Consider the following 11,801-nt stretch of genomic DNA (forward strand, 5'->3'; position numbering starts at 1 on the left):
GAAGACATGGATGGTAAAAAGGTTCATGAAGCAAGCTGCAGCATATTCTCGGCCATCACCCAAAGGGCGCGGTTAAGCTTCACATCCCCGTCGATGCCTTTAACGGCGCGTGTATGGGAGCGTTGACCCTTGGTCGTTCTCCCGGACAGCCCACCTTTAATCAGGTTTTCCTGAATACGCTGGTAAGTGGTCCAGAGATCGTTACTCTCGTCCTGCCATCTGCGCGGGGAAAGGATTTGCGATTCCGAAACCGGCAGATGTTCTTCACCAAAGCGATAGGTTAAAGCCGCTTTCGCCATCGCCTGCTGTGTAGGTGGCGGTAATATCAGAGACTGCATGGCCTCACGCTTCTTTTCCACTTGATCAAAAATCCCCAGTACTTCGTAAGCCCCTTCTATGACTTTCTCCACCACATTGCCTTTATGCGGCACGCGTACCTCTCCGAAAGACTCACCGCAAATCAGCCCATTCTGGCAAACCGATCTGAATAACCCCGGCAACATCTGGTATGAGCTTGAACCGTCATGGCTGTTAAGCAGGATGATTTCTGGCACCTGTTTGCCAGTGATCTGGCCTTCGCGACGCAGGCGTAGCATGTGTTTGGTGTGCGCTCGCTTACTCTGGTCCCGAACTCGGGTCTGGCAGGCAAAGAATGGCTGGAAGCCTTCGCGTTGCAGGTTATCGAGCAGGGAAATAGTCGGGATATAGGTGTACCTGTCACTGCGGGATTCATGTTTGTCTTCGCTGAAGACACTCGGCACATAGTGCGCCAGTTCGTCACGGGGTAACGGGCGGTCGCGGCGAACAAGATTGACTGAGCCGAAGCGGCTGGCTAAACGGGTCATAAAAACTCCTGTAGAAAATGGACATAAAAAAGGCCACCCCGAAGGATGGCCCTGTCTGTTATTAATGAGTCTGATTAGGTCGCTGGTGGTAACGTGGGTTCCAGGGCAGGAGGCACCGTTTCTGCTGAGCCGTGCCTTTCGGCCCGGTAGAGCTGGAGTTGCGCCAGTAACGGGGCTTTCCGTGACTGGAGATAATCCAGGCACCATTCCCTTCGGACAACCAGTCTGACCGGCACAGGCAGAAGCTCATAAGCCTTACTGAACATCGACTCGATAAACACATCGTCACTGAGTTTATCCTCGGCAATGGTCAGCAAACCGCTGATAACGATACTGTCGAGCAATCGCTTATATCGGGTAGTACGGGATTCTGGCCCTTCTGTAGTTTGCTCACTGACATTTTCTTCTACCTGCTCATCCTTGTTATCAGTGGGGGAGACATTTCGCCGCAGATTTAATTTCTCTTTCAGTCCCTTGAGTTTTCCTTGGGTATTTTCAGACATATTGCTTTTATCCTCTGAGCTTGCAGCAAGGGAGATCAGGCAAGTGTGGCGAGTTTTTTGATGATGCGTATCAGACTCAGTGTGGTGAGGCTGGCTCCTAGTGCTTTAACCGCAACAGAATTGCTGCGCATCAATGTCACACCGGCAACACTCAAAACAAGTTGCCAGGTACAGTCCACGGTTGGTAGCGTTTCCTGCTGTAATGTTTTTCCCACTGAACCTCCGTTAGCTGAATGCCAAATAAAAAGTTATCTCACTGATAAGGTTATTTATAACCATTGGGAACCCACTGGCCCTGCTTACGGATATCAGTAATGATGTCTACTTGGTTGACCGAAATTGTGCGCCAGCCCGGCTCTTTACTGGAGGCATTACCGTAGGTGTACCCTACTGTCATAGTGAGTGCTTCACCCGTCGTGGTGGTTAAGTCAGCTTCATATGCCGCTTCGGTATTTTGTTTGCGGATGAAACGCACGGTATTAATGGCACGACAACGCAGACTACTTTTGGCATGTTCAAATGAGTTATCCGCCATCTGGCAACCTTCAGATTTAATTTCATCCGTCAGGCTTGTCGAAGCATTAAAGTTTTTAGGAGCAGGTACGAAATTCGCCATATCGCTGCGCATTGTTGGCGGATCTGTCTGAAGCACAAGATAAACAGGACAATCTGATTTTCCGACTTCACAGGCTTTTGCCACATAATCACGTACCAGCCAGCCTTTATTGCCGAAATACTCAGCACCGCTCTCGTCTTTACATTGTGACCACGTGGCTTTTTGTCCCATCATCACGCCGTCTACCAGGACGCAGGTGACGGCTTTTACAGGCTTCCCGTCCCAGCGAACAGCGTCAAAGGGTTGAATGCCGGTATGATTCACATCAAGCGTATAAGCCTGCGGGTTCTTCGCTATCCGGTCATTTGCCTGTTTCAATTGGTTACTGCCTTCTTGAGTCAGAAAGAAGGTATAGCGTTCGGGATGTATGTCTCCGTGAATTGTCATTGCAGACGAGACCAATGGAACAAACAGTGCTGCGGAGCTGAGAGATAAAACAACGAGTTTAAGCATAAGGTTTCCTTTCAGATTATTAATGATTAATACAGTCCTGCCATGTGGCATCAGCCAGTACCTCATTCAGCCCTTTGGCGCTGAATTTTCTAGAGATAGCGGTATTCATAGAGGCCATTTTTATTACGTCTTTTTCACTTGTGGCTTTTAGCGCAGTAAAGGCCCTTTCATCCAGAGGATGGTTCGTACCATTGATACTGACACCAGGTTCAGAAAGCCCTGTTTGTGACGATACGCGGTAATCCTCCGCAGGTACGCTGTAAGCAGCAGCCAGCTTTCCGCTTGTGCAGGTCAATGTGAGCACTTCACCTGAAGCATTTTGAGTATTGAGTTCAAACTCCATGGCACTGATGTTTCCGTACCAGTCCCCCCATTGCTGGTCAGCCTGTACGGCGCTGGGACTGTTGCTAAGCAGCAGTAATCCAGTCAGAGTTGCGTAATGGTTTCTGAGCATTTGGTTTCCTTTCCTGATGATTTAAATACAAAAAAGCTCGCTTCATCTGAGTTCACGGTTCCAGTTGGATATTCACTTAATCCTTCAATGAGTGCAGCTACCGAGATATCGTGGTAGGCAATAGTGGGCAATACGGGTTTATTGGGCTTCAGGTCCGTATGTAGTGCCAGTTCAGCTTCAGCGTCGTTGAGAAAGAGCTGTTTTTTGACTGCGGTACGCAGGTTGTTTTTCAGGGCCTGAAGTTTTGTCTCCCAGACGGCATAATCACGATCGTATGCAGCCAATTTCTCCTGAAAAGCTTCATCCAACTCAGCTTTCAGCTTGTCGAAGGGCTTCCTGAGCTGTTTGTTTACGGTCGATTTCCCTGTACCTGAATCTGCCAGGGTCAGGATGTAAAGTGCATCGGGTTCAGGCAAATTAGTAAAAGGATTGATCACTTCAACCAGGAACTGACAGGCCTCAGATACAGCGGCCAAAGTTACATTGACAGCTAATTCCACCGGAATCTTCCCCCCATCCTGTAGATGGTTAATGGCATTTTGCATCACAGATGTAAACGCCTATACAGGGACGGTTGGTACAGGGATGGTTTGGTGCTGGAATACAGGCATCGACGGTAAATAGCTCATTTTTATTTTCCTTAAATTTTTTTAGATTAATTCAAAAGTGACATCACCGATGCGACTTACCCTGCCGGGTAAGGGCATACGGTGGGGGTTACCTATTGGTTTGTGTTAGTTCAAGTGCAGTATTCGCTGCAACAGAATGCCAGAGAGGCTATGCAGCCCGGCGTTTCAGAATCCATTCATCAAGTTCGGATTCGAGCCAGCCAACAGACTGCTTGCCTAGCGGATAAGGTTTCGGAAATGCCGGGTCATGACGTGGCGACTTAGCATTAAGCCAGTCGTAGATGATCGATCTGGCGATGCCTATTTTGTTAACAACGTCTGGTAAACGTAGTACTTTCATTGTTGGCGTGGTCATTGTCTCTTTGCCTCTGTTTAGCTGTGTATGGACAGAGCAAAGGCTAATGGAAGACAGCATGCCTATGAAGACGCCTGCTTGTCCCCTAAAAAATACTTTTAGCTCATGATTCTCACTTTTTGGAGAAGAGATGGAATCGAACGACATGGAACAACTGTTTAAAGAAATGCTTGGTGTGTATGAAAATCAGTTAAATGGGCTGAAGGCAATGCAACCGCCTATCAAAATGTTGGCACAGTACGACAGCGAAGCTCAGCAGTGGTTGGATAAACTAAGAGCACGTTATGATAATGAAGAAGAAATTTGTCTCAATGAATGCAGCAGCTTAATAAAACAAGATGCAATCGATATTTGGCACAAAGCTACATGGCATGGGAAATTTGATAAATATATTTATTTATCATTATGTTACTATCGTATTGCTATGTTTAAGCAATTCCATCATCGTTTGAGCGAAGCATGCCGACATTTACTGGATGCACACCATTATTGCGGGATCTGGATAGGTGCCCGGTACCGGCTGGATTGGATTACTCATAGCGAAAAAAAACAAATGGAAAGAACAGAAAAGGCTCGGAAGGCGGGTTTAAAACGAGGTGAGAAGCTGTTTGGCCCAGTTAAAGCTGAGGCAGTCCGGCTGCTGAAGGCCAAAATGCCTAAAAATAGGTGGATTGATGCAACTGAAGCCTTTGTTTCTATTGACGATGAATTGTGGTCTTTTATTAAGGCACAAACAATAGAAGGTGAAGAACCGACATTAATCTATGACGAATTGGAACGAACAGTACTTCGATGGATTGCAGAGGATGAAAATGTGAAAGCCGCGTTTAGAGATGGTTTAATAAGCTAAAATAGTATTACTCATAATTTCAGCAACATAATCAGTGCATTGCCCTGCTTTACGTGGCTGTTGCTGTATAGGGGAATAAAATGGCGAATTTTGATGTTTGGTGTGATTCTGTAAACGTTAATTTAGGTGCGAACTTCCTTCAAAAACTCACTGCTAGGGGCGCAGATTTTGATAACAGCGTGGTATCTACCGCTTCCATTGTGCCTCACCATTATGCCTCACCTGAAAACATCGCAACAGCTTTTGAATTACTTGGTAAGCCAGGGGTTGCACGATTCATCAAAGATTTTCTCCCTATTTCTAAGCAAACTCGTTCGGGTGATATTGGTGAAATTCTGGCAACTGAGTGGATTAATGCAAGAAGCAATGGTTATAAGGTCCCACTTAATCGGCTACGTTGGAAAGATCACCGTAATTTAGCTATGCGTGGGGAGGATGTTATCGGCATGTATATCGATCCTCAGACTGAAACTCTTTTCTTCCTTAAAACGGAAGCAAAGAGTCGTGCAACTATGAATGCTAGCACCATAACAGATGCCCGAAATAACTTAGATAAAGAGCAGGGATTACCTACCGCACATGCACTGGCGTTTATCGCCACTCGTCTTCTTGAAACAGGACAAAAGGAGTTGGGGCGGCAGATTCTTAAGGCATCGTTGAGTCAGGGAATACAGCCTGGTCACGTCTGTCACCTTGTTTTTCTGCTTTCAGGTAATGTCTCTGATGTATTGCTTACTACATCTATCAATGCATACAAAGGGAATATTCAGCAGTTTGGAGTCACTGTGATGGTTGCTCGCCACGGTGAGTTCATCCAGGAGGTTTTTGATAGGGTGATTAGCTATGCTTGAAACTTCTGAAGAAATTATTGAAGCCATCCGTGCTGCCACTGCTACCGGATTTCGTGGCCGATTGATTGCCCGTGGGCAAGCTAGGGCTATGATCTGGCGTAACGGCATATTACCTGACGAGGCTCCCGAATTCACTTCTCGATTAAGTGAAGACCTTCAGGGGTACGCTTACTCACTTATCGGCCTTGGTTTAAGACTCCGTGAGATAAATGGGGAGAGCGCCTATTCACGACTTGCGTTTGAGTATGCTGCAACTGCCTTGGAGTCAGTGATTGCAAAGGGGGACCGGCACAATGACGATAGTGATTTTCATTTCGTCATGGCCGCAGCCAGTTATCATCTGGCGCATCTCTCTGCTCGTGCTTATTCTCTTTTGGCGATTGTTAATGAGGATCAGAACTTTTCAGCTATCGAACAGATCTTGACGAAACTTATTCAACGAGATTTCAGCACCCTACGCTCCAGTGTTCTTTCCTATCGCGCCGATGGTGAAGGTAGCGAAGAGAGAATTATAGAAGGAATTCGAGGGGCGGTATTCCCTTATGATGAACGCGAGGATGACTCTGCTGATGTGGAACATGACCCTTTGTTAGAGGGGCTCGACACAGCCCTAACCGATATCTACATGTCAGCGATTTCTCTTTACATTCTGGCCGTCGAAAGAGGTGAGCGTATATTCCTCACTAAGGCTATTTATAAATTACGTACAGGCCTTGAGGTTTGCTCTCGCTTTAATATGTTGCCTCAGTGGTGGGTCATTTTAATTACTATTCACCTTTTATCTGATCTCTGGTCTGATACTTTCCACGAATTACTGCCGACAAACTCAGTCGGTGGTGAAGCTGGAGCGTGGCCAGGTCTGCGCGAGGCGTTCATCTCACTTCTCATGCGGCGTTCGCGGGCCGAAATCGATCTCTGGCCATCACAGAGAGAGGCTGCATTACGTGCAGTTAATGATGAAGATGACCTGGTTGTCTCTTTACCGACAAGCGCAGGGAAAACACGTATAGCCGAATTATGTATTCTTCGTTGCCTCGCTGGCAAAAAACGAATTGTCTTTGTCACGCCACTTCGTGCACTTTCAGCGCAGACAGAAGCCTCGCTCTCCAGAACGTTCAATCCCCTTGGTAAAACGATTTCTGCACTTTATGGCAGCATCGGCGTCAGTGGAATGGATGAAGACGCCATTCGGAAGCGCGACATAGTGGTCGCTACGCCTGAAAAGCTCGACTTTGCACTGCGCAACGACCCTACACTTATTAATGATGTCGGACTATTCATTTTTGATGAGGGGCACATGATTGGGGCAGATGAGCGTGAAGTACGCTATGAAGTCCAAATACAACGACTGTTACGCAGACAAGATGCTAATGAACGCAGAATAGTCTGTCTATCAGCTATTTTACCCGACGGGGACCAACTGGATGATTTCGCCAATTGGTTACGTCGCGATAAGCTTGGTGGCGTGATCAAGAGTGATTGGCGACCGACACGACTACGTTTTGGTGAAGTAATCTGGATGGGTAATACCGGCAGACTTAATCTGAGCATTGGCGAAGAGAAAACATGGATTTCTCGCTTCTTGAATAGTACTCCGCCTCCAGTAATTAAACTTTCCGGAAAAAAGCAGCGCAAAAAAAACTTTCCAAGCACGTCTAATGAGCTCTGCCTCGCAACTGCATGGCGACTGGTTGATGATGGACAAACGGTGCTTATCTATTGTCCATTACGGAGAAGTGTGGAGCCGTTTGCCGAAATGATTGTTGATCTACACCAACGTGGGTTACTCCGTTCCTTGTTTGACGGGGATATAGCTGTTCTTGCCCAAGCTTTAGCTCTTGGAGAAGAATGGCTAGGCGCTCACAGCCCGATAATAGCATGTTTGCGCCTTGGAGTAGCTCTTCACCATGGCGCCTTGCCAACAGCCTATCGTAAAGAAGTAGAGCGATTGCTCCGTGATGGCGTTCTTAAGTTAACAGTATCTTCTCCTACTCTTGCACAGGGGCTTAATCTGTCTGCCACGGCAATAGTTATGCACTCACTGCACAGAAATAAAGAGCTTATCAACATCTCTGAATTCAGGAATGTTATAGGTCGAGCTGGACGAGCATATGTCGATGTGGAAGGCCTTGTCATTTATCCCATTTTTGAACAGGCGACAAAACGTCAAAGAAATTGGAGTAGACTCACGAAGGACATGGGAGCAAGAGAAATGGAGAGTGGATTAGTACAGCTTGTAATCTCTCTACTGAAGCGAATGAGTCAATTACTGGGCGATGACATTAATGTAATCAGTGATTACGTGCTAAATAATGCGATGGTTTGGTCATTCCCAATAATTGCAGCGGAAGATGCTTCTGAAAGGGAAAGACAGGCTGCTCTCTGGGAAAAACAAATTGCAACGTTAGATACAGCCATTCTGAGCCTGATTGGTGAAACTGAAATACTCGACGTTGATATTGAAGCCACTCTTGATGATGTATTGCAGTCTTCGCTGTGGTACCGAAGCCTTCAGCGTTACCCTAACGATAGTTATCGTAGATTGATTCAGTCCGGGTTGTTAGCACGCAGTCATTATATCTGGCATCACTCAACGCCAGCAGCCCGCCGAGGATATTTCCTATCTGGGGTAGGGCTCAAAACTGGCTTACAGCTCGATGCCATTGCACAAGTTGCTAATCAAATACTGATTGAAGCTAACGGTGCAATACTATTAGGTGATGAAGAGAGAGCAATTGCTGCACTTACTGCCTTAGCTGAGCGAGTATTTACCTTCTATCCTTTTACCCCAACACCTTTACCTGATAATTGGCAAGCGATCCTACGCTCGTGGTTGTTAGGTGAACCCATAACTACTATCGCCAACGTAGTGAAATCAGAAACGCTACAGTTTGTCGAGACTGGTCTCGTGTATCGACTTCCTTGGGCAATGGAGGCAATACGGGTGCGTGCTATCGCGAATGGAGATATTGTTGATGATGATGGCTTAACCATGGATGACTATGATCTTGATTTGGCAGTTGCTGCAGTGGAAACAGGAACACTTAATCGTTCTGTATCATTACTGATCCAAGCAGGGTTTAATTCAAGGCTAGCAGCGATAAAAGTTGTGGCAGACACCGGGGCTGATTTCCAATCTGGCAGAGAGCTCCGAAGGTGGCTGCGATCAGACCTAGTGAGTTACTGGAGTGAATTTGCCGACTGGCCGACACCTGAAACTCACGCAATGTGGGTTGATTTTGCCAAAGAGATAAACCCCGAAGAAGACCAGACATGGATGCTTCGTAAATATACAAGTATAGTCAACTGGAAGGTTCCTGTTCCTCAACCTGGAACACCACTTCATTTTCATCAAATGAATGGAGTTAATTACATCCTCGCTGAGGATGGTTTCCCTTTAGGAAACATCGCAGCTGCAATCAACACAGAAAGAAAAGGTCTACTGCGTGTTAAGGTTGGGGATAAGTTGAACGTAGAGCTTGATTATATCGGGCCAAATGATATCAGAGCACGTTAATGTTTCCCTATGAAACTTCGTGTGATTTGCATATGAGTGCTTTACCTTACTGGTAAATCATTTCTCAAATGAGGGGGGCATTCGAAAATGCTCCCAGCAATCTAGATATACTGGTTCAGCAGGGCTTGGTTTGGTTCCTATACACACTTTCACTGTCCACGTAACTCCCTCAGGATCATAAAGCCATTACTTTAAGACCGAACTGTGGGGCACGATGATGGGAGCTCTTTTGGCTGGGACTATGCAGAATTGACATCTAAAGTTACCTTTATTGCTGCATTTTGTGCTGCTGGATATTGTTTCTATCTGTAAATGCTGATAATGTTTATACAGCTCAAGCGCTTCGCTTTGAATGCTGCAACCATGTTATACAAATTGCTAGCTTTGCTTCCTTAGGGAGGCGTCTGGTTTACCAGACTCGATCCGAGGCCCCACCGTCGCCATCGACGGCTGGCGCCGTAGCTGTCGGGCATTACTTACGGTCGTAGAACACAGAGGCTGTTGCTAGCAATGTTTGGTGTATGCATCTCTGTTTTTCTGCACCCTTGATTATGGGGAGACCGTGAGTAACTTTGCCTCTGAGGTTTAATATGCCTTCTGATATCCCTATTAATAAAAGTAGTTCAGGCATTTCAACATTGAGTGCACTTTCTAAGACTTTAGGATTTTCACTTCCTGAACTCGAAGAAATTAGAAATATCCCCTTAGATAAAAGATATTTCAAATTAGAAAAGCCTAAAGCCGATGGAAGTGTGAGGGTTGTTTATAGACCTCATCATAAATTAAAGAGATTACAGCGCAGAATTAACTCCAGAATATTTCGCGAGCTTGTTGTGTGGCCGGATTTTTTATTTGGCTCAGTGCCTAATGACAATGACGAAGAGCAATCTCTAAAAAGAGATTATATTACTTGTGCTGAACAGCATTGTTCGGCAAAATCAATTCTTAAAATAGATATAAGAAACTTTTTTGATAATATACATCGCGATTTAGTCAGTGATGTCTTCAATGATTTCTTATGTATAAAGTCAGAAGCGAATGAATATATTGTCGATATTTGTTGTGCTGGAGAGTTTATTGTCCAGGGCGCGTTGACTTCTAGCTATATTGCTTCATTGTGCCTGCATGATATTGAAACTAAAGTATGTCGAAGAGCTAGAAGAAAGGGGTTGACATACACGAGGCTGGTTGATGATATAACGGTTTCGTCTAAAGTTTATGATTTTGATTTTTCTCAAATACGAAAGCATATTGAAGATATGCTTGCTGAAAAAGATCTTCCTATTAATCCTGATAAGTCAGGTGTTCATCAAATTTCAACCAAACCGCTTTTGGTACATGGTCTGAGAATAGATCACAGCAAACCAAGGCTTCCTTCTGATGAGGTGAAGCGGATTCGTGCTTCTTTGCATAATCTAATAAACAATTCATCAAAAAATAATAATAAGACATCTCTGGCATACAGGGTTGAATATAATAGATGCATGGGAAGGATTAATAAATTAGGGCGACTTGGCCATGAAAAGCATACGGTCTTTATGGGGAAAATCAGAAAGGTGCGACCAATGCCATCTTATCAGGATGTCAAAGAGTGCAAGAAAAAGCTAAAACGGTTGGAGCATCTTTATTCGAAGGGGTTGAACAAAAGTGAAAAATATTTCAGGGATTTTCAATTAGTAGGGCACAACATATCTCTTATTAATAGAAGTAACTCATTTTCAGTTTTAGCAAAGGAATTTAGAGTAAGATTAAATAAGGTCAAGCCTGATGTTGAGAAATAAAGTATCCAGCACAGATAGGTTTATAATTTTTGTTATTCTAATCTGTTTGATATTAGTGGCAATATTGTGCTTTTCATTTTTAAGAACGATTTATGGACTAAATCTTAATAAATTAGATTTTTGTTTGCAAAGTAAATGCATTGACTTTTTTGCAACTAAAATTACCGGTGTTGTTGCGCTTGCTCAATTCTTTGGATGGCTTGTTACATTAATTGCGGCGCTTGGTGGAGCAATTATTGCGCTAAGAACATATGTTACTGGCATAGGAAATAGTAATATCACTAATCACATTGCGCATTTCTCTATGTTTAGAGATTTTGTAAATTCAGAAATTAATAAGAGGAAAAAAATATCCCCGGACACAATAGATATACATATGTGGTATAATGTTATTTTTCCAGAATCCAAGTCTGGAAATTTAATGTACAGTCAGATATATCTTAACCATTTAAATGAAATAAAGGGTGTTGTTGAAGATGCGAACTTTCACATTTCAACTTTAACAGGGAAGTATAAATATCAAACACATCAGCGTAAAATGATAGAATCTCTTTCTAATGTTGGTGTATCTATTAATAATGGGCCAAAAAATGTATTTATTGATATGGAATATGAAGCATTTAGCCTTATAGATTCGGTTAATAACACATTTGTCAGTGGTCATTATTTGTTTTGTTCACTTGAAAGGAAATATAGTTAAAAATGGGTAGGCATCAATCTTTTAAGGGGTGTGTTAATCTATTAAAAAATAAATTAATATGATTATAATTTCACAGCGATGATTTTTATTGCTATAGAGCATGCATTGAGTTACATTTTTGATTTATTTGCTATGTGAAATGCTTTATATATTTGAAGCTCTAAAATTAGATTAATCATTGTAGCCTAGCTTTTAATCCTGGTGGCTGTAGGCTTTTCTTTTAGAGGTGTCCCGTCCTAAATAAGGT

12 protein-coding genes are annotated in these 11,801 nt (G+C 44.1%); 5 read left to right on the plus strand and 7 right to left on the minus strand.

What is annotated here, in order from left to right:
• Positions 1-23 precede the first annotated feature (23 nt).
• The 7 genes from FE394_RS16045 to FE394_RS16075 all read right to left on the minus strand — a co-directional run bounded on the left by FE394_RS16045 (position 24) and on the right by FE394_RS16075 (position 3,855).
• Entirely contained in the window at positions 24-845 is an 822-nt protein-coding gene (locus tag FE394_RS16045) for a DUF932 domain-containing protein (protein WP_319927365.1), read from the minus strand.
• A 74-nt stretch (positions 846-919) separates the two neighbouring features.
• Positions 920-1,348 carry a hypothetical protein gene (locus FE394_RS16050; protein ID WP_319927366.1) on the minus strand — a complete coding sequence of 143 codons (429 nt, stop codon included), beginning with the start codon at positions 1,346-1,348 and terminating at the stop codon, positions 920-922.
• A 35-nt stretch (positions 1,349-1,383) separates the two neighbouring features.
• Positions 1,384-1,563: a hypothetical protein gene (locus tag FE394_RS16055; protein ID WP_319927367.1), complete on the minus strand. Its 180-nt coding sequence runs from the start codon at positions 1,561-1,563 to the stop codon at positions 1,384-1,386.
• Positions 1,564-1,613: 50 nt separating this feature from the next.
• Positions 1,614-2,417, minus strand: coding sequence for a hypothetical protein (locus tag FE394_RS16060; protein WP_319927368.1), 804 nt, complete (start codon positions 2,415-2,417; stop codon positions 1,614-1,616).
• 19 nt (positions 2,418-2,436) lie between these two features.
• Entirely contained in the window at positions 2,437-2,871 is a 435-nt protein-coding gene (locus FE394_RS16065; RefSeq protein ID WP_319927369.1) for a hypothetical protein, read from the minus strand.
• Complete coding sequence (locus FE394_RS16070; protein WP_319927370.1) at positions 2,844-3,416, minus strand: DUF3987 domain-containing protein; 573 nt, start codon at positions 3,414-3,416, stop codon at positions 2,844-2,846. Before FE394_RS16070 ends, FE394_RS16065 begins: the two co-directional genes overlap by 28 nt.
• A gap of 232 nt (positions 3,417-3,648) precedes the next feature.
• Positions 3,649-3,855 (minus strand): helix-turn-helix transcriptional regulator, encoded by a 207-nt coding sequence (locus FE394_RS16075; protein WP_319927371.1) that lies wholly within the window; start codon positions 3,853-3,855, stop codon positions 3,649-3,651.
• A gap of 145 nt (positions 3,856-4,000) precedes the next feature.
• Here FE394_RS16075 and FE394_RS16080 point away from each other — a divergent pair, with 145 nt between their 5' ends.
• From FE394_RS16080 to FE394_RS16100, 5 genes are all read left to right on the plus strand, one after another.
• A complete protein-coding gene (locus tag FE394_RS16080) occupies positions 4,001-4,705 on the plus strand; it encodes a hypothetical protein (protein ID WP_319927372.1) in 705 nt (234 codons plus the stop codon).
• A gap of 80 nt (positions 4,706-4,785) precedes the next feature.
• Positions 4,786-5,556 (plus strand): Hachiman antiphage defense system protein HamA, encoded by a 771-nt coding sequence (locus tag FE394_RS16085; RefSeq protein WP_319927373.1) that lies wholly within the window; start codon positions 4,786-4,788, stop codon positions 5,554-5,556.
• Complete coding sequence (locus FE394_RS16090; protein ID WP_319927374.1) at positions 5,549-9,073, plus strand: DEAD/DEAH box helicase; 3,525 nt, start codon at positions 5,549-5,551, stop codon at positions 9,071-9,073. Before FE394_RS16085 ends, FE394_RS16090 begins: the two co-directional genes overlap by 8 nt.
• A gap of 590 nt (positions 9,074-9,663) precedes the next feature.
• On the plus strand, positions 9,664-10,854 hold the full coding sequence (locus tag FE394_RS16095) for a reverse transcriptase family protein (protein ID WP_319927375.1): 1,191 nt from the start codon (positions 9,664-9,666) through the stop codon (positions 10,852-10,854).
• Complete coding sequence (locus tag FE394_RS16100) at positions 10,841-11,554, plus strand: retron Ec48 family effector membrane protein (protein WP_319927376.1); 714 nt, start codon at positions 10,841-10,843, stop codon at positions 11,552-11,554. The genes FE394_RS16095 and FE394_RS16100 overlap by 14 nt, the downstream gene beginning before the upstream one ends.
• Positions 11,555-11,801 lie beyond the last annotated feature (247 nt).

Source organism: Xenorhabdus littoralis, assembly GCF_033949345.1.
Classification (GTDB): Bacteria; Pseudomonadota; Gammaproteobacteria; order Enterobacterales; family Enterobacteriaceae; genus Xenorhabdus; species Xenorhabdus littoralis.

Bases quoted from the DNA above. Each gene is read 5' to 3' on its own strand.
- FE394_RS16045 (WP_319927365.1), bottom strand. From the start codon at position 845: ATGACCCGTTTAGCCAGCCGCTTCGGCTCAGTCAATCTTGTTCGCCGC.
- FE394_RS16050 (WP_319927366.1), bottom strand. From the start codon at position 1,348: ATGTCTGAAAATACCCAAGGAAAACTCAAGGGACTGAAAGAGAAATTA.
- FE394_RS16060 (WP_319927368.1), bottom strand. From the start codon at position 2,417: ATGCTTAAACTCGTTGTTTTATCTCTCAGCTCCGCAGCACTGTTTGTT.
- FE394_RS16065 (WP_319927369.1), bottom strand. From the start codon at position 2,871: ATGCTCAGAAACCATTACGCAACTCTGACTGGATTACTGCTGCTTAGC.
- FE394_RS16070 (WP_319927370.1), bottom strand. From the start codon at position 3,416: ATGCAAAATGCCATTAACCATCTACAGGATGGGGGGAAGATTCCGGTG.
- FE394_RS16075 (WP_319927371.1), bottom strand. From the start codon at position 3,855: ATGACCACGCCAACAATGAAAGTACTACGTTTACCAGACGTTGTTAAC.
- FE394_RS16080 (WP_319927372.1), top strand. From the start codon at position 4,001: ATGGAACAACTGTTTAAAGAAATGCTTGGTGTGTATGAAAATCAGTTA.
- FE394_RS16085 (WP_319927373.1), top strand. From the start codon at position 4,786: ATGGCGAATTTTGATGTTTGGTGTGATTCTGTAAACGTTAATTTAGGT.
- FE394_RS16090 (WP_319927374.1), top strand. From the start codon at position 5,549: ATGCTTGAAACTTCTGAAGAAATTATTGAAGCCATCCGTGCTGCCACT.
- FE394_RS16095 (WP_319927375.1), top strand. From the start codon at position 9,664: ATGCCTTCTGATATCCCTATTAATAAAAGTAGTTCAGGCATTTCAACA.
- FE394_RS16100 (WP_319927376.1), top strand. From the start codon at position 10,841: ATGTTGAGAAATAAAGTATCCAGCACAGATAGGTTTATAATTTTTGTT.